The organism is Maritalea sp. YIW29 (genome assembly GCF_057219265.1).
Genome location: NZ_JBXVVF010000001.1, coordinates 656,673 through 679,518, shown reverse-complemented (window position 1 = coordinate 679,518; position 22,846 = coordinate 656,673). Strand labels below are relative to the sequence as shown.

Annotated in this window: 18 protein-coding genes; 12 read left to right on the top strand and 6 right to left on the bottom strand. The window is 50.0% G+C overall.

What is annotated here, in order from left to right; genetic code table 11:
* The first annotated feature begins 48 nt into the window (after window positions 1–48).
* On the top strand, window positions 49–1,326 hold the full coding sequence (locus AC2D8L_RS03340) for an NAD(P)/FAD-dependent oxidoreductase (RefSeq protein WP_484684035.1): 1,278 nt from the start codon (window positions 49–51) through the stop codon (window positions 1,324–1,326).
* An 8-nt stretch (window positions 1,327–1,334) separates the two neighbouring features.
* On the opposite strand, the gene AC2D8L_RS03335 is transcribed toward AC2D8L_RS03340, so the two are convergent.
* The 6 genes from AC2D8L_RS03335 to AC2D8L_RS03310 all read right to left on the bottom strand — a co-directional run bounded on the left by AC2D8L_RS03335 (window position 1,335) and on the right by AC2D8L_RS03310 (window position 8,206).
* On the bottom strand, window positions 1,335–2,837 hold the full coding sequence (locus AC2D8L_RS03335) for a M81 family metallopeptidase (protein WP_484684034.1): 1,503 nt from the start codon (window positions 2,835–2,837) through the stop codon (window positions 1,335–1,337).
* A 10-nt stretch (window positions 2,838–2,847) separates the two neighbouring features.
* Window positions 2,848–3,801 (bottom strand): ABC transporter ATP-binding protein, encoded by a 954-nt coding sequence (locus tag AC2D8L_RS03330; RefSeq protein WP_484684033.1) that lies wholly within the window; start codon window positions 3,799–3,801, stop codon window positions 2,848–2,850.
* The gene (locus AC2D8L_RS03325; protein ID WP_484684032.1) at window positions 3,798–4,748 is read right to left on the bottom strand and encodes an ABC transporter ATP-binding protein; all 951 of its coding nucleotides are present in this window, start codon (window positions 4,746–4,748) and stop codon (window positions 3,798–3,800) included. Before AC2D8L_RS03325 ends, AC2D8L_RS03330 begins: the two co-directional genes overlap by 4 nt.
* A 2-nt stretch (window positions 4,749–4,750) precedes the next feature.
* Window positions 4,751–5,635: an ABC transporter permease gene (locus AC2D8L_RS03320; protein ID WP_484684031.1), complete on the bottom strand. Its 885-nt coding sequence runs from the start codon at window positions 5,633–5,635 to the stop codon at window positions 4,751–4,753.
* Window positions 5,632–6,561, bottom strand: a complete 930-nt coding sequence (locus AC2D8L_RS03315; RefSeq protein ID WP_484684030.1) for an ABC transporter permease — start codon at window positions 6,559–6,561, stop codon at window positions 5,632–5,634. Before AC2D8L_RS03315 ends, AC2D8L_RS03320 begins: the two co-directional genes overlap by 4 nt.
* Before the next feature lie 67 nt (window positions 6,562–6,628).
* A complete protein-coding gene (locus tag AC2D8L_RS03310; RefSeq protein WP_484684029.1) occupies window positions 6,629–8,206 on the bottom strand; it encodes an ABC transporter substrate-binding protein in 1,578 nt (525 codons plus the stop codon).
* Window positions 8,207–8,934: 728 nt separating this feature from the next.
* Here AC2D8L_RS03310 and AC2D8L_RS03305 point away from each other — a divergent pair.
* The 11 genes from AC2D8L_RS03305 (at window position 8,935) to AC2D8L_RS03255 (ending at window position 22,843) form a co-directional block, all read left to right on the top strand.
* Entirely contained in the window at window positions 8,935–9,969 is a 1,035-nt protein-coding gene (locus AC2D8L_RS03305) for a sugar ABC transporter substrate-binding protein (protein WP_484684028.1), read from the top strand.
* Between the two features lie 77 nt (window positions 9,970–10,046).
* Window positions 10,047–11,567 (top strand): sugar ABC transporter ATP-binding protein, encoded by a 1,521-nt coding sequence (locus AC2D8L_RS03300; protein ID WP_484684027.1) that lies wholly within the window; start codon window positions 10,047–10,049, stop codon window positions 11,565–11,567.
* A complete protein-coding gene (locus AC2D8L_RS03295) occupies window positions 11,564–12,574 on the top strand; it encodes an ABC transporter permease (RefSeq protein WP_484684026.1) in 1,011 nt (336 codons plus the stop codon). The genes AC2D8L_RS03300 and AC2D8L_RS03295 overlap by 4 nt, the downstream gene beginning before the upstream one ends.
* A 14-nt stretch (window positions 12,575–12,588) precedes the next feature.
* Window positions 12,589–13,632 carry an ABC transporter permease gene (locus tag AC2D8L_RS03290; protein ID WP_484684025.1) on the top strand — a complete coding sequence of 348 codons (1,044 nt, stop codon included), beginning with the start codon at window positions 12,589–12,591 and terminating at the stop codon, window positions 13,630–13,632.
* Between the two features lie 81 nt (window positions 13,633–13,713).
* Window positions 13,714–15,531 carry an ABC transporter substrate-binding protein gene (locus AC2D8L_RS03285; RefSeq protein WP_484684024.1) on the top strand — a complete coding sequence of 606 codons (1,818 nt, stop codon included), beginning with the start codon at window positions 13,714–13,716 and terminating at the stop codon, window positions 15,529–15,531.
* Between the two features lie 350 nt (window positions 15,532–15,881).
* Complete coding sequence (locus AC2D8L_RS03280; RefSeq protein ID WP_484684023.1) at window positions 15,882–16,691, top strand: SDR family NAD(P)-dependent oxidoreductase; 810 nt, start codon at window positions 15,882–15,884, stop codon at window positions 16,689–16,691.
* 73 nt (window positions 16,692–16,764) lie between these two features.
* Window positions 16,765–18,075: a M24 family metallopeptidase gene (locus AC2D8L_RS03275; protein ID WP_484684022.1), complete on the top strand. Its 1,311-nt coding sequence runs from the start codon at window positions 16,765–16,767 to the stop codon at window positions 18,073–18,075.
* Between the two features lie 56 nt (window positions 18,076–18,131).
* On the top strand, window positions 18,132–19,124 hold the full coding sequence (locus AC2D8L_RS03270; RefSeq protein ID WP_484684021.1) for a thiamine pyrophosphate-dependent dehydrogenase E1 component subunit alpha: 993 nt from the start codon (window positions 18,132–18,134) through the stop codon (window positions 19,122–19,124).
* Window positions 19,125–19,133: 9 nt separating this feature from the next.
* Window positions 19,134–20,129, top strand: coding sequence for an alpha-ketoacid dehydrogenase subunit beta (locus AC2D8L_RS03265; protein ID WP_484684020.1), 996 nt, complete (start codon window positions 19,134–19,136; stop codon window positions 20,127–20,129).
* Entirely contained in the window at window positions 20,119–21,399 is a 1,281-nt protein-coding gene (locus tag AC2D8L_RS03260; RefSeq protein ID WP_484684019.1) for a biotin/lipoyl-containing protein, read from the top strand. The genes AC2D8L_RS03265 and AC2D8L_RS03260 overlap by 11 nt, the downstream gene beginning before the upstream one ends.
* Before the next feature lie 16 nt (window positions 21,400–21,415).
* Window positions 21,416–22,843 carry an NAD-dependent succinate-semialdehyde dehydrogenase gene (locus AC2D8L_RS03255; RefSeq protein WP_484684018.1) on the top strand — a complete coding sequence of 476 codons (1,428 nt, stop codon included), beginning with the start codon at window positions 21,416–21,418 and terminating at the stop codon, window positions 22,841–22,843.
* Window positions 22,844–22,846 lie beyond the last annotated feature (3 nt).

Below are 22,846 nucleotides of genomic sequence, written 5' to 3'. Positions count from 1 at the left end.
CTGGGCTGCTCACTTGAACGCTACAACCAAAATACTTACGGGAATAATATGGACGTGAAAGAACGTTGCTATTGGAATGAAGGCTTGAAATTTGATATTCCAAATTTTGGCAAGATTGTAGCTAAGTGTGATGTGGCGATCATTGGAGCGGGCTATACAGGATTGGCAGCGGCACTTGTACTTGCGCGTGCGGGTAAATCTGTTCAAGTTTTTGAAAAAACAAATGTTGGCGATGCCGCCTCTGCTCGCAATGGCGGCATATTAAGTGGAAACTTAAGGATAGGCTTTGCAAGCGCAGTAAATCAACTTGGCCAATCCTCTGCAATTCGTATGATGGATGAAGCCAAATCTGCCCGCGAAGATTTTACAAAGTTCGTTGATGCGGAAGGGATTGAGTGTGATCATTCGCCAACTGGTCGGTTTACGGGCGTGCTGTATAATCAGGATATGAACGGCGCGCGCCGTGATTGTGACCTGATGAACGAACATCTCGATCTCAATTCTCAAGTCATCGAGCAACAGAACATTTCCGAATTCTCGGGCGCTCAGGAATATGTTGGCGGGATTCTGCGGCCAGATATTGGCATGATGAACCCAGCAAAATTCTTACACGCCCTACTCAACAAAGTTATTGAAGCCGGTGCGATTATTCACAATGAGACCCCCGCGTTGGAGATCAAGCGCGACGGCACTTCTTTTGTGGTGAAAAGTTGTTTGGGTGAAACCCTTGCAGACAAAATGATAATGGCGACAAACGGTTACACCGATAGTGTGGACCCTTGGTTCATGCGTCGGGTGGTTCCTGTTCAAAGTCGAATTGTTGTCACCGAAGAGATATCAACCGACTTGATGAAGCGTCTTTTCCCTAAAAATAATGCCTGCGGTGAGAAACGATATTTGTACCGATATTTCCGACCGACACCGGACGGCAAACGCGTGTTGGTCGGCGCGCGCGAACCTTCGTTCCCTAAAAATTCAACGGCAGCAGCAAACTACGTCAAGAAATTGATGGTCGAGATATTCCCGCAACTTCGAGACGTTAAAATAGAATGCTCATGGGCTGGAAATGTAGCGTTTACGCGGGATGAATTGCCAAGTTTATTTGAGCGAAACGGCATGCTATACCCGTGCGGCTATTGTGGCTCGGGTACTGTTTGGGCGCGATGGTTGGGACAAAAGGCAGCATATCGGATATTGGGTATGCCTGAAGCTGAAACCTTCTTTTTTCGCAAGGAACCAAAGGCCATCCCATTCTATAGTGGTAAGCCATGGTTCCTCCCGGCAGTTGTCGCGTTTAACGGCTTGAGAGATCAGATAAAGCGATAATTCTGCTGCTACTCAGAGCGCTTTGTCTGGTATTCCATTTCATCCAATGGATATATTGGCCGTGGTACTGATTTATACGGCATGCTGGCATAGTTTAGCGTGCACAACGCACCGCTGTCACAAACGATAATTCGACCGGCAATCGGAGTGAAAGCCGCTCTAAAGTGCTGCATAGACCGCAGCGCAATGACCCCACAAGATTTCGGATCAATGCCAAACGTTTCGAATTGGCGCAGATCAAGAAGCTGCTGGGCAACGCTGATGATAAGAATGTCTATTCCCTGCACCCGCAATACGGCTGTGGCACCCATGCTTCGTTGTTGCCCGCCCAATATTGGGCCGCTTCCCACAAAATGCCCTTCGCCAGACCATTTAAGCGTACCGGTGACTTTTATCGGCCCACCGCCAAACTCGGGAGCAGTTTTGCCACCTAACTCTAGTGTGATGCTGTCGCCTACCACTGCTGATTGAAGTTGTGCAGCGACGTCGGGGTCAATCATGGGACCGAAACACGCATCGCTAATTTCAGCTTGTAACAAAGCGGACAGCAGTGCCGTCGAATCTCCATAAGCGCCCGACCCAGGATTGTCCGCGTAATCTGCAATTATAAGTGGACCAGCATCAGCCTTCCATCCAGCTGCTGCAGCTGCAGCGTCTTCAACACTAAGATAGGTATTCAATGTCTCACTTCGGCGTGCCCAAATGTCGTCAGCGATTTCCTCAACAATTTCTCGTGCGCCAGCGGTTTTATCTTCGCAGGTGACCAACACAGTTGGGCCAACCTGTGCGGTGTCCGCACATGGAAATGCTGCGTTGATACTAATAGCATAAACGCCTTTTCGAGCCTCATAGGCACGCGCAATTGCATGCCGGTCTATCATTGGCCCCAAATCTGTACGGCCACCGCTCGCTTCTTCTAGCATCGGACGATGTGCGCGGATGGTCATTGGATGAATATCGCCAATCATTGCGCGATGGAGGAGTTCGGCGGTGCGTCGCCCTGTAGCGCGAATATCTACATGTGGGTAGGTGGTGAACGACACAAGAATCTGCGCCAAATCGCACATTTGAACGCTTACATTCGCATGTGGATCAAGCGTAACGGCAATTGGAAGATCGGGGCCAACCACCGCTCGAAGTCGACGCAACATCTCACCTTCGCAATCATCATGGCTCGCGCTTATCATTGCCCCGTGTAAGATTAATAGGGCACCATCCCACTCACCCTCCTCAGCTGCGGCCAAAAGAGGCGCACACAGCAAATCAAATGCGCGATCTGTGACCCGACCGCCGGGACCTGCCGCCGCACTTATTGTGTGGGTTAAATCCCATCCATGATCGCGACTGACGTCTAATACACCGGCAAGCTCGGTATTGTTTTGGCCGCGTGCCGCACAAGCGGAAGGACCGTCGAGCCAAAAACGATCTTGGAAGTCCTGAATATCAGTTGGATGGATGTTGAAGGTGTTGGTCTCGTGCGAAATTTCTGCGGTTAGAATTCTCAAGGGCAAGGTAAGTCCTTTAAAGTGGGTTGTGGCATGCCACCGCGTGGCCACCAGTTTTGGATAATTCAGGTGTTTGTGTTCTGCAAATTGAAGTCGCGTGTGGACAGCGATCGGCAAATGCACAACCCGGCTTCAAATCAAAGGGACTTGGCACCTCACCTTCCAGCGGACTGATTGTGCGGCGTTGATTGGGGTCGGGAACAAATGTGCTATCCATCAGTGTCGATGTATATGGATGACGCGCCTGCTGATCGGTATCTGGCAACACCTCAACAACACGCCCCAAATACATCACCAGAATTTCGTCGCAGAAATACCGCACAAGGCTCAGGTCGTGACTTATGAAGAGATAGGTGAGTTCCAACTCGTCACGCAACTCTTCCAGCAGGCCGATAATCTGAGCCTGCACTGACACATCAAGTGATGCCGTGGGTTCGTCTAGCACCAGAAGCGACGGCCGCAATGCTAGCGCACGCGCTATACCAACACGTTGCTTCTGTCCGCCAGAAATTTGGTGAGGGAAACGGTCCGCAAGGCCGTGATTGAGCCCGACCATTTTCAGCAGTTTTTCAACTTCGGCATCGGCTCCGTCGCTTGGCTTTGTTCCCTGCACGACAAACGGCTCCAATACAGCCCGTGCAATAGTGTATCGCGGATCGATGGCTGAGTATGGGTCCTGAAATACCATCTGCATATGGGCCCGAAGTGCTCGCATTTGGCTTGGAGATTTCGCCCGAAGGTCTTCGCCTTCAAAGCTAAGTGTGCCCTCACTTGGTTCAATAAGACGCAAGATAAGACGAGCCAGCGTAGATTTACCGCAACCACTTTCACCAACAACTCCAACGACACGCCCCTTTGGCAAATCAAATGAAACATTGTTGACAGCATGCATGGTTCGCGCTTTGCGGAATGCCCCGCCGGAGCTTGTGAATTTTTTAGATAAATTTCGCACTTCCAATAGATTGCTCATGTTCCAGCTCCTGCAAAATGACAAGCCGCAGCGCTTTCGCCGTGTCGCTTAAACTCGGGCAATTCTGTGGTGCAAATGTCTTGAGCGCGCGAACAACGTGGGTGGAACGCGCAACCTTTTGGATAGTTCAGCACAGTCGGCACGGTGCCGGGAATTGAGGTGAGCTTTTGATCGTCGCTAAGACCGCGCGGTATGCAACCTATTAGCGCTTGAGTGTACGGATGTTGAGGCGCGTCAAAAATGTCTTCGACTGACCCATGTTCAATTGCGCGTCCGGCGTACATAACGACCACTTTGTCACAGGTCTGTGCAACAACACTCATGTCATGGGTGATGAGCACCAGCGCTAAATCTCGCTCCTTGACCAGATCGTCCAGCAATCGAATGATTTGTGCCTGCACTGTCACATCCAGTGCTGTTGTGGGTTCATCTGCGACCAGTAAATCCGGGTCCGCTGCGAGCGCCATTGCGATAACAATACGCTGTTTCATCCCGCCAGACATTTGATGCGGATATCGTTCACATATAAGCGCAGGCTCTGGAATACGTAACGTTCCCAAAATCTCAATGGTTCGCGCACGTGCTTCAGCGCCCGTCATCCCAAGGTGCAAAACAGCAACTGCATCTACTTGTGGGCCGATCTTTTTCAACGGGTCCAACGAGGTCATTGGGTTTTGTGTGATCAAGCCGATCCGACCACCGCGCATCTTGCAATATTCGCGTTCGCCCAATGTTGTTAGCTCTTGCCCGTCAAACATGATCGAGCCAGCCGTAATTCTACCGCCAAACATCGGCAACAGACCCATTACGCTCATCGCCGTTAGAGACTTGCCTGACCCGCTTTCCCCAACAATCCCGAGTGTTTCGCCTTTAGCGAGTGAGAAATTCACCCCCGATAGTGGGGCTACCGCGCCAAACGCGACTGCAAGGTCCTTGACTTCGAGCATGTTCAAGCCCCCTTTATCCGGTCGCGGATATCAAGCGCTCTAATCAATTCATCGCCAAACAAGTTCACCGCAATAACTGTTATTGCCACAGCCATACCCGGGAAAATGATGACCCATGGACTAAGAAAGAGTTGAGCTGTTCCGCTCGACATCATCGCACCCCAACTTGGTGTAGGTGGCTGAGCGCCAAGGCCAAAAAATCCCAACGTTGCTTCAAGTACAATGCCGTCACCAACAGCAAGCATGCCCACAACAATTACTGGCGTAATAGCGTTGGGCAGCAAGTGCCGCAGCAAAATATGATGCGAGGGTGCACCTAAATTGACGGTAGCCTCAATGAACGTCTCACGTTTCAATCTTACAATTTGCGCCCTGGTCAATCGCGTGAATTGTGCCAAGTAGGCGATGGCGATTGCAAAAATTGTTGATGTTAAACCCGGCCCAATGATGGCGACGAAAATTAGGGCGATCAAGATATCTGGAAACGACCAAGTAAGATCAACAACAGTCATTACAACGCGCTCAAAAATACCACCAAAGTACCCGGCAGCTGCGCCCAAAGTCATGCCTGCAACAATTGAAATTGTGATCGCAGTTACGCTGACTGAAAGTGAAGTGCGGGCGCCATAAATCACGCGACTGAGCACGTCACGGCCAAATTGGTCAGTTCCCAACCAGTGTTGCCAGTCAGGCGGCGAGTTGCCATTCATCAGCTCCTGCGTCGCATAGTTGTATGGCGTAATCCACGGCGCAAAAACGGCAGCGAACAATAAGAGAATTAGAAAGCCGCCAGCGATTTTGCCCAACCATGAATTGAAGGCTCGCGACAATGGCGTGCTTTTTAGCCCGCTTAACGCGCGTGCAGTAATGCTTATAATGCTGCTCATGTTTTAGCCTCTCGAATGCGCGGATCCATTGCGGCTTGCGCCACATCACCAATCAACGTGCCTAGCATCACAGCCAGAGCCAACATCAACAGGCACCCCTGCACTACTGGATAATCCCGTTGCCCAAGCGCTCGGATCAAAAGCGAACCAAGCCCGGGACGCCCAAATACAAACTCTACGGTCACGGCACCGCCTAGGATCCAACCGATACGCAAAGCCAAGATCGTGACCACAGGCAACAACGCGTGTGGCATCAAATGCCGGAATAAAATGGTAGTCGCTGAAAGGCCCTTCGCATGCAGAAGCATCACGAAATCCTCTCGTCGCACGTCCATAAGTGCGACGCGTGTAACTCTTGCCACCAGCGCTACGCCACCGAAACCAATTGTGAGCACCGGTAGAACAAGCGAGTCCCAACCCTTTGCGCCCGAAACCGGAAACCATTGTAGCTGAACGGCAAAAAACAAAATCATCAAGAGCGCGAGCCAAAATCCAGGAACCGTAGATCCAAGTAGAATGAAACCACGGACAACCTGCTCAACTATGGCCGAGCGTGTGGTTGCCGAAATTGTACCAAGGATTATGCCCACAATGCTGGAGAATGCGAAGGCCAGCGCCCCAAGAGTAAGACTGAACGGCAAGTTTTGTGAAATTAGGTCAGCAACTGGTCGCCGTAATACAATGGCTTGGCCAAAATCGCCTTGAAACATAGCCCCCATCCACCGGAAATACTGCGTGAAAAGTGGCTGATCTAATCCATATTTCGTGACCAATAATGCTCGATCACCCGGTGACGAACCAATGCGGATCAAATTGTCAATGGGATCTCCTGGCAGTAGATGCACGATCATGAAAATCACGACGGAGATTGAAATCGAGACCGGAATAAGCATCAGCACTCGAAAGAAAATGTATCGCAAAAGCATTCGCAGGCCTTCCAATTCGTCGAAAATGCCCACCCCCTTAGGGGATGGGCACTGCAGTGGTTTTTGGTTATTCGACCATTGTCATATCAAGGACAGTTTGTGAGCGGAAACGTGTGCCGCGCACTTGCTCAGGTACGTTTACCCGGTCCTTATTGTAGGCGATGTTTTTCGTAGGTTGGTAGATTGGCGCAAAGAGATGTTGTGACAAAACATACTCATGATAGGCCTTGAAATTAGCAATTCGCTCGTCTGAGTTTTTGCTGTCTTCCATCGCCACATCATTCAGGCGTTGTCCTTCAACATCATTCCACATGGACACATTTGGGTATCCCAAACGTTTTCCCGAAAAGAACCAATCCAAAATGTCTGAGTTGTTCCAGTCGTAGCTTCGAACGGCCAACTGATGACGGTTTTCTTTATACTCATCCCTAATAGTGGAGCTATCAAACACGGTGACAACAGCTTCCATGCCAATGTCAGCCAATTGTGCTTGAATAACTTGCGTTAGGGATGTGAACTCAGTGCCATTTTGGGTGAACAATTTGACCTTCAAAGGCTCGCCGTCTTTTGAGCGCACCGCACCGTCGCCTTTGACCCAACCTGCTTCATCCAGCAGAGCATTTGCTTTTTCTAGATCATAAGAAACATTTAGTGCAGGATCGACTTTTGCTTCAGGAAGCGATGAAATCAAGAAGTTATGCGCCGCAGCACCAACACCGTTGTAAATCGAAGCCACAATAGCCTCCTGATTCACGGCAAGCCCAGTGGCCTGACGAACTTTGATGTCATCAAATGGTGGCGCGGTGACATTGATCGGCATGTAATAGATGCCGGTACCCGGCATTTGAATGACGGCAACGTTGCTTTCCGCTTTTAGGATCTGCAGAAAGTCTGTTGGTACGCCCAAAAGCATATCAATTCCGCCAGTTTTCAACTCCAAAAATGCAGTTGATTGGTCAGGAATTTCACGGAACGTGATGCTTTCGATTTTGGCAGCACCTTGATTTTCTGACAGATCGGATGCCCAAGCGTAGTCATCATTACGTACTAAGACGGTTTCAAGACCAATGTCGAATTTCTCAAACTTGAATGGGCCAGTGCCCACGGCTCCAGTCACGCCGAAGTCTTCACCCAACGTGTCGTAAGCCGCTGCGCCCGGTATACCCATAAATGTAGAGGACAAATTGTACAAAAAGTTTGGCTCGGGCCGCGACATAACGAAACGTACTGTTAGGTCATCGATCACCTCAACTGAAGCAACTGCGCCCACAAGGTAGGCATTGTCCGTGTCAGCAAAGTCAGGAATCCAGTCAGCAACTGATTGCGCATTAAATGCTGTGCCGTCGTGGAAAGTGACGCCATCTTTTAGGTGGAATGTCCAGGACATGCCGTCCGCACTTTCATCCCATGATGTTGCCAAATGAGGATGGTAGGATTGGTCGGCATCCTGTTCGACCAGCCGATCATAGATCAGCGAAGCGGCAGAGTTAAGATTGCTGGCTCTAATCGGATCATAAGAGGTTGCACCCAGCTCGTCTGCGGAAAAGGCGATCGTTGCGTTTTGTGCAATAGCAACACTGGACAAGAGACAGGCCGCGATTAGCGCCGTTCCTGACAGAAGTTTATTCTTAGTCGTATAGCGCATTAGATTCGTCCTTTTGTTAATTTGATGTTTCGGAAATTGATTTGCTCACTACTCTCGGGGGCATGCGCTGTACTTACCTTGCCGATGAAACGGCAAAGAAACGTCGCGATACACGCCGAATTCAGATTAGCGAGCTGCCCAAGCACACATTTGCTGTGTTCCTAGTATGCCTCCTCCCACAGACGCTGGTTGAATTAAGTAATAAAACTTTCTTTAAGTCAATAAGTTTAATTAAACTTTCAAAATGTAGTTGTTCGGCCTTCGGCTCTGATGGAACAGATTGCGAGGATTTGGTTAGGGCGAGAATTCTAAACCATCAAATTTTTCTCAGGCAAATATACGTAGAGAGAAAATTCGATGTCGCTGTTAGGTCATCTGGGCTCTGAATGGCTGCTTTGTAGAAGACTGGAGATTCAGTTTCTATTGCTGACAACGGCAGGTTTGGACCGGGAGTGTCGGCCGCCTTCGAAAGCGGACCTTTGGCGATTTTTGAATTATAGTCCCATCTGACTCAATTGCTCGATTTTTCCACCTAACCACCGCCGAGCGTTCGCTTCAACGCGTTCAATTATGCGATCCGTAATTTACAGATTTGTCCAATTTGGAAAGCCATTATCCAATCTGGATAAATTTGGTGTATCGTGATGCGAGTTGTTTTTGGGAGTTTGATTGAGTTAGCGATCCAATTGAATTGCTGGCTAATCGAATTCATCAAGGGAGGAATTTTCATGCGAGTTATTAAGAAATTCGGACAACTGGCAATTGCCGCTTGTCTTGCTGTCGGTGCTTTTACAGGCACGGCAATAGCGCAGACGAAAGGCAATATTATTTCGTTTAACGGCCCAGCAGGCGAAGCATACATTGGTCGCTTTATTAAAGGCATTAAGGAAACCGCCGGAATTAAAGGATTTGATATTCAGGTTTTTGAGAACCAATTCAACCAAGCTGAACAAGATCAGCAAGTTCAGCAGGTTCTAGCAGCTGGTGTTCTTCCAGATGTGTTTATCTGGTGGCCTTCTGATGCGGTTGCTGGTTTGGGTTCGCTTCGCGCACTCGCGAAAACCGGCGTTCCAGTTCTTAAGATCAATCAACTGCCGAACGAGCAAGACAAGCAATATATCTTTGGCTTCGCTGGACCTGATGATCGCCTACGCGCACGAAATGCGGGCTATATGATGCGTCAAGCTGCTGCAAAGAAGAAAGCGGCCGGCGGCGAAGGTTTTAACGTCTTGGTTCTGTCTTATCCTCACTCTTACGGTGGATATGAGTTATCAATCAACGCCTTTAAAGAAGCGATTTCGGGCACTGACCTAACAATCGTCGGCGATGTTGACGAAGGTTTCGGCCAAGCAAACGGTTATAAAGGCGCAGCCAAAATGATCGCTGCGTTGCAAGATACAAGCATCGACTTTGTTTATGGCATGGATGACGCGATTTTGACCGGTGGTATTAAAGCGATTGAAGAAGCCGGCATGAAAATGGGCGAGGAAGTGATCGCAGTTGGTACTGTTTGTAACGGTGACAAGCAGTTGATCGAAGAAGGCAAGCAATATGGTACGACATTGCAGTCACCACTTCACGAAGGTCAGCTCGCAATCAAGATGGTTGAAGAATATCTGACCACAGGCAAACTTGCGAACTATATCAACTTCACCCCAAACCCTGCAGTGACATTGGACAACCTTGAAACAGTGGCGTTGCGTGGCTTTGATGGCAAGCTCTATGGCATTGATGAGCTTTGTTCAGGCGCTTGGGGCGGCTAATAGTCCTCAATGAAACTTAGACCTATGTCGCCGGGAAATCCTCTCGGCGACATAATACATGAAGTAGGTGTTGCGCGATGAAGCCACTATTGAAACTATCAAATATTGAGCGTTCCTACGGTGCAATTAAAGCGCTTAGAGGCGTGGATTTCGAAATAAACGCCGGCGAAGTCATGGGACTTGTTGGCGAAAATGGTGCCGGCAAATCGACCCTCGTAAAGATCATTAGTGGGTTTGATGATGGCTATAACGGTGACTATCAACTCAATGGCAACAGTATACGGTTTGCCCATGCGGGGAAGGCAGAACGCGCAGGTATTGCGATCGCTCAACAAGAGCTGAGCCTGATACCAACAATGAGCGTTGCAGAAAACATCTTTTTATCTGGCGACAATGTTCCAGCATTCTCCACAAAAAAGCTGCTCGCAAAAAAAGCGAAGCCATTTTTGGATGAAGTTGGCTTGGGTGACGTGGACCCCACAATGGCCGTTAGCCGTTTGTCAGTTGGGGAGCAGCAACTGGCTGAAGTTGCGCGCTTGCTGGCGCAAGAACCACAAGTGCTCATTTTGGATGAGCCTACCGCTGCGCTTGGTGAAAGTGACAGCATCCGAATTCTGGCGATGGTTAAAAAACTCGCTGAGCGCGGGAAGTCAATAATTTACGTCAGCCATCGCATGGACGAAATCTTTGAGATATGTGATCGCATTACAGTTTTACGCGACGGCGAAAGTCAGCCAGTTAAGTCTGCAGCCGCATTAGATGTTCCAAAACTTGTGGAACTAATGCTAGGGCGCGAACTCAACAATATGTTCCCAACCCATTTTGAGGGTAAGCGAGACACCCCGTTGTTGGAAGTGCTCGATTTATGGCCCGATGGAACGCTAGAGCCGTTCAATTTTGCCGTCTATCCCGGCGAGATCTTAGGACTTGCTGGGCAGCTCGGCAGTGGGTCAGGCGATGTGATTGCGGCAATCGCGGGAGCAAAAAAGTGCCAGTCCGGTCAAATTGTCTACCGTGGGCGCACCTTTTTGCCGGAAACACCTACCGAAGCGATTAAAGCAGGCATTGCCTATTGTTCCGATGATCGCAAACATGATGGCCTATTTTTAGGGCGCTCGATCATCGAGAACATGACCTCTCCCGCCTTGCGTGCCGTTTCGAAATTGGGTTTTTTGAACCACAGTGCAGAGCATGACCTGGTGTTAAAGAACGCGGAAAAGTTCACCGTGGACTTGCAGCGGCTAAAGTCCGAGGCTGGTGTGCTTTCTGGCGGCAACCAGCAAAAGGTCGCGCTTGGGAAATGGATGGCGATCAACCCAAACATTATTCTGGTGAATGAGCCAACACGCGGGGTTGATGTTGGTGCTCGCGCTGAGATTTATCAAAAATTGCGTGATCTGGCGAGCGATGGCGCCGCTGTGATTTTCGCTTCCACAGACATTCAAGAAGTTGCCGGGCTGTCAGATAGGGTGATTGGATTTTACCGTGGTCTGCAAGTGGGCGAACTGCAACTCGACGACATTAATGCATCGAGCATTCTTCAACTCATCACACATCCTTTCGGGGACGAGTCCAAAAATGTGGAGGCGGCCCAATGACCACTCAATCCATTCGCCAAAGAACAGACAGTATTCTCAACCGTGTGTTGCAGGACTATTCGCCTGCCGTAATTGGCCTGGTTATCGTGTTCATTGCAGCACTCATTTTCGGCATGGCGACCGCGCCAAATTTCCTCACAGTTTTCAATGTGAAGACGATTATTCGAGACGCAGCACTTGTTGGCATTATGGCCATTGGCCTGACTTTTGTGACTTTGTCGGGCAATTTCTTTTTGCTTTCGATCAAAGAAACAGCGGCGCTATGTATCATCGCGTTCGCCACTTCTATGGCGGCTGGCTACGGTTTTGAAATATCGTTCCTGTTCACTATGGGTGTTGCAGTATTGGCGGGAGTTGCCCAGGGCTTGTTGATTGGCTTAGGCGCAAATCCCATCGTTGTGACGCTAGGCGCTGCCGGTCTGCTTTTCGGATTGGGGTCTTACTGGAGCGACAATTTGGTTGTCTCGTTTAGGCGACCACACGGCGCCGAGTGGCTAGGGTCCGGTTCCATCTTTGGGCTCCCCAATATCACCGTTGCATTTATTCTTATTGCTATCATTGCCGAACTCACACTTCGCTACACAAATTTTGGACGGCAGGTTTATCTCATTGGCGCAAACCGGGCGGCGGGTAAGGCCACAGGCCATGAGAATTTCGCCATGGCGATTAAAACCTGCACCATTGCTTCGGTTTGCGCGGCCTTTGTCGCGATTGCTTTTTCAGCGCAGGTATCCAGTGCCCACGTGAATTATTTCTCGTCAGAATTCGGATCATCTGGCGATATGACAATGATGGTGATTGCCACCGTTATGGTGGGTGGCAACTCAATTATGGGTGGGTTCGGTTCATCGATCAGAACCAGCCTTGGTGCCGTGTTTATCGCTACGGTCGACAATATGATGGTGCTGCATGGCTTTAATTCTGGGCCACGAGTGCTTGCCGTGGGCTTGATGATCGTGACTTCAATTATTGTCTTTGCGCTTGTGCAGCGCGGCAAAAGATCTTGAGATCGGGGAAAACAATGAACAAGCTAAAACATTGGATTATTGAAAACCACGATCTAGCATTTGCAATTCTGCTAATGGTTTGCGTGTACGGCTATTTTGCATTCACCAACGAATTGTTTCCGACACAGCGTACAGGCTACGCCATAATGGAGCGGTTTGCGGTGCTCGGGCTTGTTGGCCTTGCCCTCACTCTTTGCATTATCGCCGGAGAGATCGATCTTTCAATTGGCTCTAACGCTGCGTTAGCAGCCGTTTTCGTGGTTCGATTTACAGACAGTATAGGCGCGGTGCCGTCATTGTTTTTGGCTGTTGCCATCTCGACGGGGATCGGGATTATCCAAGGATATTTTATCGCCCATCTAAAGGTCCGCGCCATAGTTTTGACGGTGGGAACGCTGATGCTTTTGCGCGGTGTCGCGCTGTTCGCCGCCGAAGAAAAAACAGTGATGCTGACAGATTTCAGCGTACCTGACTTTATCTCAACAAAGATGCTGACGTTCTTCTCACCCGCTAGCCTGCTGGTCATCGCGATGTTTGTCGCTGTTGGATTGTTTATGTCCTTCACCAAATATGGACGTGAAATTTATGCAATTGGTGGTGCGCGAAAAGAGGCGATCGCAGCCGGGGTCAATCTAAAAAGGCCGATGGTGATTGTATTCGCAATATCTGGTTTTTGTGCTGGTTTGGGCGGCTGTATCATTGGCCTGCGTTCTGGCACGGCCCAAGCACTTGGTTTGCAATATTTGTTACTTGCGGGCACCGTTGCTGCCTTTATTGGTGGCGCTTCAATCGCTGGGGGCAAAGGCGGCGTCATCGGCGCGGCAATCGGCACGCTAACCGTCAACTTCCTCAACACGGGGCTGGTGTTTAATGTAACCCCAGCTTTCATGGTTCAACTCTATCTTGGCGTTCTCTTGATGGTCGTGATTACATTCCAGACGGGCAGCCGAAAATTTGACGAATATCAGCGAAGACAGCAGGTGTTGACAGATGTTGAGCGACGAAAATCGTCGCTGCTAAAACGAAAGGCGGCATGGGCCGCTCGGCAAAACGTTTGAATTGGTCGGCCACAGCATGCTTTAGTCAGGTACTGTGATTTTGGATGATGTGGCATAGTTAAATCTTTCCAGGAGTGGTCTTTGTCAACGAACAAGTATGGCGGTGCATGGCGCCGCCAGACCCCAAAGAGCTCAAAAGAAAAGCCTGAAGGGCCGTACGAAACGGCTGACCGGAATCATAGTTTTGGTGTTTCCAACCAACAGCTTGAACGCTTCGTTGAATTTATCGAACAGCTGGAACTTGAAACGGAACGTTCCTTATCCGTTAAGCGCGGTTATAGCGAGATCCGGATCCTATCGACATTGTTGAAGAACCACCTGAACGGCAAGCCAACAACAAGCACTTCGCTTATCGCATCTTCCGGTTTGACCTATGGGACCGGTGTGCGGGCCCTAACCTCCATTGAAGAGCGTGGGCTAATCGCTAGACGTCAGCGGACAGTGACTGGCAAGTCATTTTCACTTCACCCAACAGAAAAACTCGTGTCGGAATGGCAGGAACTTGCCAGAAGAATGCAGGCAGTACTTGGAAACACATTCGACATTGAAGATGAAGACGGTGGCCGCAAAAACGAGTATTTTTTTGGCGCTTCCTATGCAAGCGGCAACGTGTTGCCGCCACCTTCCATTATGTCAGCCAAACTGGACCTAAGGAATGATCTGCGACTACTCGTGCATGCTGATCCAACCTTTATGGCAATGCATGTTCTAAAGAAGCAATTTGAAAGCATTTTTGGTGTGGGCATTAAGAGCCGGGCGCTTTCGATTGACCGTCTCCGAGATGAAATCTTGGAAAACGCAGAAGCAAAAGTGTCTTCCTATGACATTGTTGCCTGCGACTTACCTTGGTTCGGCGAAATGGCAGAAGCAGGCCGTTTTCTACCAATTGATGATCTCATTCAATCCACTAATTTTGACACTGCGGACTTTCACCCCGAAGCAATTGCGAGCGCTCGCCACAAGGGCATTCAGTATGGGGTTCCGGTACAGACAACGCCTGAATTGCTGGTTTGCCGACGGGATGCGCTGGAAAAATACAATCTGCGACCGCCACGCACGATTGAGGAAACATTGGAAGTTGCTAAGGCCATCCATGATCCATTTCGGGGTATGGCGGGGATCGCTTGGAACGCGGCACGCGGCACGCCACTCGGTCATTCATTTTTGTTTGTATGTGCAGCATTTGGCCAACCGATATTGAACCTTCGCCGAACGGCGAGCGGCTTTGATGGCGAAACTGTACGCGGCGAAGAGTTTCGCCCGATGTTCTTATCGCCCGAAGCATTTCAAACTGCTGAATATCTTCGCGAACTGCTCGATTTTTCCCCACGTGGCATTTTGAGTATGTCTTGGTATGAGCGGGCAAAATGTTACGCCAAAGGCGAAGCAGCGATGGCCTATAGTGCAACACTTCTCGCATCGCTATTTGAGCGCGATCCAAAATCACCTGCCTTTGGAAATACGGAATATTTGCCCCATCCGTGCGGCCCCAAAGGTCGTCCGATTGCACCATTGGGTGGCTACGCCCTTGCCATGCCGTCCAATATCGCACCGGAACGTATCGAACCTGTTTGGGCGGCATTGTCATCGCTCACATCAGCTCAGTCAGTAAAGCTCTACATTGAGAATGGAAGTCTTGTCAGTCCTCGGTTTAGCGTCAGCCTTGACCCCGAGGTTCAAAAAATATCGCCCCTAATATCCATTGTGGACGAAATGGCGAGATTTGATGTCCTCCAAATGTGGCCTCGGCCGCCAGTACCCGAAATTACAGAAATAATCACAATTGTTGGCGAAGAAATGCATACTGCGTTGCTCGGGGACAATTCGGTCAAAGATGCTTTGACAAACACTCAAAATCGAGTGGACGGCCTGATGCGCCAGCGGGGAAGATATAAGTAAGTCGCGTGCAGTTAACTGCGTTCGCCTCCCCTTGCTCAAATTTATTTTGCCGTAAACCGACTTCAAGCTTATGAAGCGGGTGTCCCTCCATCTCAGGCAGCTAACGTGATTTTTTTGCCGGTTCCCGGATGAGTTTGTCTAAGAAATGCTATCCATTGTCCAAAGTGGACAAAACGGCAATTTAACTCCCTGCACGATGCAAATAGCCTGATTTCACAAAGCAAATTGTCCAATTTGGCCATGCGATTTTTTCGAAGGCGTTTGGGTATTGACCATCATTGCGGTTCAGATCTGTGCCGCCAAATACGAATAAAATACTGAAGCCTATGTGCGGCAATTAGGAGGAAATCATGGACCCCAAACGACTATCAGGCAAAAACATTTTGATTACAGGCGCAGCCAAAGGGATTGGCGCTGCAAATGCACAAAGCTTTGCCAGCCAGGGCGCAAATATTTGCATTGGCGATTTGGACCTAGATGAGGCGAACGCTGTTGCAGAAAGCATCAATAGTGCAGGTAATGGTAAAGCCATTGCCTTGAAAATGGATGTGACAAGCCGAGAAGACAATGCCGCCGCAGTTGCCGCAACGGTCGAAGCTTTTGGGTCGATTAATGTCGGGCTGTTCAATGCCGGCATGAACAAACCACGTTTTTTCATGGATATTGACGAAGACAATTGGGACATGATCATGAACGTTAATACCAAGGCGATGTGGCTTGGTATGCAAGAAACTGCGCGCCAAATGATTGCGCAGGGCCCTATGGAAGATCACCCCTATAAGCTCATAAATGTTGGCTCAATCGCTTCACGCAAACCACTTATTGATGTGACAGTTTATTGCACCTCCAAATATGGCTGTTTGGCGCTAACGCATTGCGGTGCGGTAAGCTTGGCTGAACACAATATTACGGTAAACGGCTATGCGCCTGGTGTTGTTGTTACCCCGCTTTGGGAGCAATTGGACAAAGATCTCATAGATATCGGCTTCAAGGAAAAAGCGGGTCAAGCATATGAGGACATCGCTGAAAACGACTTGGTGATCAAGCGCGTTTCTTATCCCAAAGACATTGTTGGAACGGCTTCATTTTTGGCGAGTGACGACAGCGATTACATGACCGGCCAGATGATTCATATCGATGGCGGTTGGTGCATCCAATAATGCCACTTCGTGCACGCGACCTATTCTCACTCATTATTATTTCGCGCGGGGCGATCTTGCGCACGGAGGCTTCATGACAAACCAACCCACAAATGCGCTGAACCCGCGAATTTTGCAGCCCGGTGATATCGACCCGAATTGGCGTTGGGACAAACACATACCCTCTTCCGGCCATACTGCGGTAGATTTTGAACGCCGGGTTGACCACGATCGACTGCGTCGCTACCGCCTATCCCGCGCAAAAGACGCCCTTAAAAAATCGAACCTTGGCTCCATGTTGATGTTTGACGTCAACAATATCCGCTACGTTTCAGGCACCAAAATTGGTGAGTGGGAACGCGACAAGATGTGCCGCTTCTGCCTATTGGCGGGAGATGACGAGCCTTATGTTTGGGACTTCGGTTCTGCCGCCGTCCACCACCGCGACTATTGCGATTGGCTTGATCCAGAGCGCATGTTGCCCGGTGTTGTTGGCATGCGTGGCACAATTCCGCCAAGCTTTGGTTTAATGAAACGCTATGCCGAAGAAATTGCTGGCCTAATCAAAAAGGCAGGCATGGCAGGTATGCCAGTGGGCGTGGATTACGCAGAAACCGCCATGTTCTTTGCACTGCAAGAAGCTGGTCTGAACGTTGTTGACGGTCAGCAAGTGATGTTGAGTGCGCGTGAGATCAAGAATATTGACGAAATCCAACTCCTCAACCAAGCAGCTGCCATGGTCGATGGCGTTTATCACATGATCTATGAAGAGCTGAAACCTGGCGTGCGCGAGAATGACATCGTCGCCATGTCTAATAAGATGCTCTACGAAATGGGCTCGGACGACGTTGAAGCGATTAATGCCATTTCCGGCGAACGCTGCAACCCGCACCCGCACAATTTTACGGACCGTTTGATCAGGCCGGGCGACCAAGCATTCTTCGATATCTTGCAAAGCTACCAAGGCTATCGCACCTGCTATTACCGCACATTCAATGTCGGCTTCTCCACGCCAGCGCAAAACGACGCTTATGTGAAAGCGCGTGAGTGGATTGATGCGTCGATCGCTGCAATTAAACCCGGCGTCACCACCGATCAAGTCGCTAAGCTTTGGCCAAAAGCTGAAGAATTTGGCTTCCCGGACGAACTCAGCGCGTTTGGCCTGCAATTTGGACATGGATTAGGTCTTGCACTGCATGAACGGCCCATCATTTCGCGGGCAGTGAGTTTGGATAATCCAATGGAAATTCAAACAGGGATGGTGTTTGCGCTTGAAACATATTGCCCGGCAACCGATGGCTATTCTGCCGCCAGAATTGAAGAAGAGGTGGTCGTGACAGATACAGGATGTCAGGTGATCTCCCTGTTCCCGGCACAAGACCTGCCAATTTCCCACCGATATTAAATTGAATTGAACTGGGTTCGCCAATTGGGCGGGCCCAGATGAAGGAAATGCACGAAATGGCCGCGCGTAAAAAACCAAAAACCAACTCCGAAGACTATATGCGCATGTACAGGCAAATGGTGCGCATTAGGTCGTTTGAGGACAATGCAAATCAACTCTATTTATCTGCCAAAATGCCAGGCTTGACCCACATGTATTCGGGCGAAGAAGCGGTTGCCGTTGGCATTTGCGAGGCATTAACGGATAGCGACAAAATCACTTCAACCCACCGGGGTCATGGGCACTGCGTCGCGAAGGGTGCAAATTTCAAAGAAATGTTTTGCGAACTTCTGGGCAAAGAAGAAGGCTATTGCCGTGGCAAAGGCGGCTCGATGCACATTGCAGATCAAAGCCACGGAAATTTGGGTGCCAACGCTATTGTTGGTGGCTCAATGGGCATCGCGACGGGCGCGGCCTTCACAGCCAAAAGACTTGGTACGGATGACGTGACTGTATGCTTTTTCGGCGACGGCGCCACCGCACAGGGGCTGATGTATGAGGTCATGAATATGGCCGCCCTTTGGAAACTGCCTGTGATCTATGCATGTGAAAATAATGGCTATTCAGAGTATACAAAAACAGATGAAATTGCCGCCGGGTCGATAACCGGTCGCGCTGAAGCCTTTGGCATCGAGGCCCACCAAGTTGATGGGCAAGACGTTCTTGCGGTGAATGATCTCGCGCAAAAGCTCGTGGCACGTGCCCGAAAAGGCGAAGGCCCGTTCTTCATTGAACTGATGACTTACAGATATCACGGCCACCATGTCGGCGATATCAATCGCGAATATTACCGTTCAAAAGACGAAGAAGCGATTTGGAAAAATGAACGTGACCCAATTGAGAAAATGGGCCGTTGGTTGAACGAGCAAGGCATTGCAAACGCCGACGAGCTGCAATCGATCAAATCTGAAATCGCAGACGAAGCCAAAGCTGCCGTCGAATACGCCCTAAACGCGAAATACCCCGATGTTAGCGAAGTCGATATGCATGTTTTTGCATCGAACGCTTGAGGAGATGACATGAGAGAAATCACCCTATCTCAAGCCGTGAACGAAGCAATTGCCGAAGAAATGCGCCGTGATTCAACAACATTTATCATTGGCGAGGACGTTGCAGAAGCTGGCACGCCATTTAAGGTTTTATCTGGTCTAGTTGAAGAGTTTGGCACGGAGCGTGTTGTTGATACGCCCATCGCAGAACCTGGGTTTATGGGTTTGGCCGTAGGGGCGGCAATGACCGGAACCCGGCCCATTGTTGACCTGATGTTTGGCGACTTCATCTTCCTCATTATGGACCAGCTGTGCAATCAGGCTGCCAAAACCCATTACATGTCTGGTGGGAAACTTAATGTTCCGCTTGTATTGCGCACGAATTTGGGCGCTACGCGCCGATCCGCCGCGCAGCATTCCCAATCATTGCACGCGCTCGTGGCCCACATTCCGGGCCTTAAAGTTGCGATGCCAAGCTCGGCCTATGAAGCAAAAGGCCTGATGAAAACTGCGATTAGGGATAATAATCCGGTCGTCATTTTCGAAGACAAATTGATGTACAACGATAAGGCCCCAGTGCCCGAAGAAGAATATTTAATCCCCTTTGGGGAGGCAAATATTCTTCGTGCAGGAAGCGATATCACCCTGATCGGCACGTCTTCAATGGTGCAGATATGCCAAGCAGCGGCAGAGCAACTCGCCGCCGAGGGCATAGAGGCCGAAGTAATTGATCCGCGCACAATTGTTCCACTAGACGAGGAGACGCTTGTTGCGTCCGCCAAGAAGACGTCACGCGTTATCGTGGTTGATGAAGGCCACCAGAGTTACGGTGTCACTGGAGAAATTGCCAGCAGAATCAACGAGAAAGCATTTTACCATTTGGATGCCCCCGTTATTCGGATGGGTGCGATGGATGTGCCAGTGCCATTTTCTCCGGCTCTTGAAGATATCACGGTACCCACAGCCGCCGGTGTAGCTGATGTTGCGCGTCGCCTGATGAACCGGGAGATGCTCAATGCCTCATGATGTGATCATGCCGGCACTGGGTATGGCACAAGATACTGGCCTCTTGGTGGCATGGCACAAAGTGGCTGGCGATGAAGTTCTTGAAGGTGATGTTTTGTTTGAAATTGAAACAGACAAGGCGACCATGGAAGTTGAAGCCGCCAATAGCGGATTTTTGACCAAAGTTACACATGCGGCCGGTGACGAAGTGCCGGTCGGCGATGTGATCGCTGTGATTTCAGAAACACAAAATGACGATGCACCTGTCAAAAGTGATGGGACAGCCAAGGAAGCTGAATTTCAAATAGAACCTGAAGGTCACAATGTCATTATGCCAGCGTTAGGCATGGCGCAGGAAACGGGATTGGTGGTTGCTTGGCGCAAGTCGTTAGGTGATGCGATAGCCTCTGGCGACGTGCTTTTTGAAGTCGAGACCGACAAAAGCACAGTTGAAGTTGAAGCCAGTGCTGGTGGTTATGTTGGTGCCATTTATACGCAAGCAGGCGAAGAAGCACCGGTCGGCGATGTCATAGCCGTTATCACCGCAAATAAACCAGACAACACGAATGTTCAAACCCGCCCTCCAGCACGTAAAAAAATCGCTCCGAAGGCTAAAACTGTAGCTCCTGAATTGAAACCGTCAAAAAAAGACTTGGCTGTAACTTCTCAACCGTCCAGGGGCATCATTCTCGCATCACCGAAGACCAAACGATTGGCAATTGAACGCGGGTTGGATTTGAACAGCCTCGTCAAACAACGGGTTCAACAGCCATTTCATGTTGCTGATTTGGAAAAAATTGCCCCTAAGATACCGCATCAAAATGCAACAATTTATCAAACCAGTAGCATTTCTGCCCAAGTATCTGCCCTCGCCTTTGTTCAATTTGAAGAAGTGTTGTCGGGTCGCGTATCAATGTCGGTTGTACTTGCAGCCTTCGCGGCAGCAAGCTTGCGCGAGCAGTTGAAAGTGGCAACCGTAAATATCGGTGTGGAACATGCGCCGGCCGCCGAAACGCTGTATTTCACCGACCCTGATCAAGGGCCAATGTCCAGCATTGTTCCACAAGCCACTCTTGTGCCTGACTTCGTTATCGTTGACTTGCGGGGCAGCCGAATTACCAAGGTGCGACTATCAGTGGATGGTGAAACGACGCTTTGTTTGGCCTCTAACGCTGACATGTTTGAGCTAACGCTCGAATTTGCTCAATCGAAATTAGACCACCACATCGCTTTGGCGGTGATTGATGGAATTGCCGCGCGCATTGAAGAGCCATTGCGCCAATTGCTGTGATCAAGGGAAACATCAAATGAAATCTGATTTATATATCGATGGCGAATGGCGCAGTGGAACCGGTAACGAACGTTTTGATGTGATCAATCCAGCTGACGAGACAGTAATTGCATCTGTTGCGTCAGCGGATGTCCAAGACGCCGATTTGGCATTGGATGCAGCAGAACGCGCCATGGCTGATTGGGCGAAACGCACGCCACGTGCCCGTGCAGAGGTGTTGCGAAAAGCTTGGGATTTGATGAGCAAACGCCTTTCCGAATTCGCGGCCCTCATCACCTTGGAAAACGGTAAGGCCCATGCAGATGCAATGGGCGAAGCTACATATGCTGCCGAGTTCTTTCGCTGGTTCAGCGAAGAAGCGGTTCGCGCAGACGGTATGATCACCCATGCGCCAAGTTCAGGCGCGCGCATTATCGTTCAGCACAAGCCCGCGGGCCTCGCTGTGCTTGTGACGCCTTGGAATTATCCCGCTGCTATGGGCACAAGAAAAATCGCGCCAGCCCTTGCCGCAGGTTGCGGCGTGGTCATCAAGCCAGCATCAGAAACCCCTCTTACGATGCTGGCTTTGATGCCCCTACTAGAAGAAGCTGGCGTGCCAAGGGGCTTGGTGAACGTTCTTCCGTCTAAAAGTGCGGGCAAACTTGTTGATCATATGCTGCATGACCCCCGCGTTAGGGTGGTCAGCTTTACTGGCTCCACAAATGTTGGTCGTAAATTACTGCATTCTGCCGCCAACCAAGTCTTAAAACCCGCCATGGAATTGGGCGGCAATGCGCCGTTGATTGTCTTTGAAGACGCCGATATTGACGTGGCGGTCGAAGGTGCCATGTTGGCCAAAATGCGCAATCTCGGCGAGGCATGTACCGCCGCCAATCGGATCTATGTTCACAAAGCTGTCGAAGAAGAATTTACAACCAAATTTACGGCCGCTATGGGGGCGCTCAAGGTTGGCAATGGGGCGGACGAAAGCGTCGACGTAGGCCCACTTGTTAACGCCGATACGCGCGATAAAGTTGCTGAGTTTGTATACGACGCGGTTGAGAAAGGCGCGAGGGTTTTGCTCGGTGGCAAAGCGCCGGAGGGAGTCGGTTTCTTCTTCCCCCCAACGGTTCTCGTCAATGTACCAGAAACGGCTGAATGCGTGCAGGATGAAATCTTTGGCCCTGTCGCCGCTATTCAATCCTTTTCAGATGAAGCAGACGTAATTCGCCGAGCGAATGACACCGAATATGGTCTGGTCGCCTATGTTTTTACCGAAGACATGAAGCGTGGTCTGAACATTTGTGAACAATTGGAGTATGGCATGGTCGGGTTAAATCGAGGTTTGGTTAGTGACCCAGCCGCGCCGTTTGGCGGCGTGAAGCAATCTGGGCTTGGTCGCGAGGGCGGACATGAGGGCATGCTCGAGTTCATGGAAACCCAATATATTTCAGCAAGTTGGTAGTAA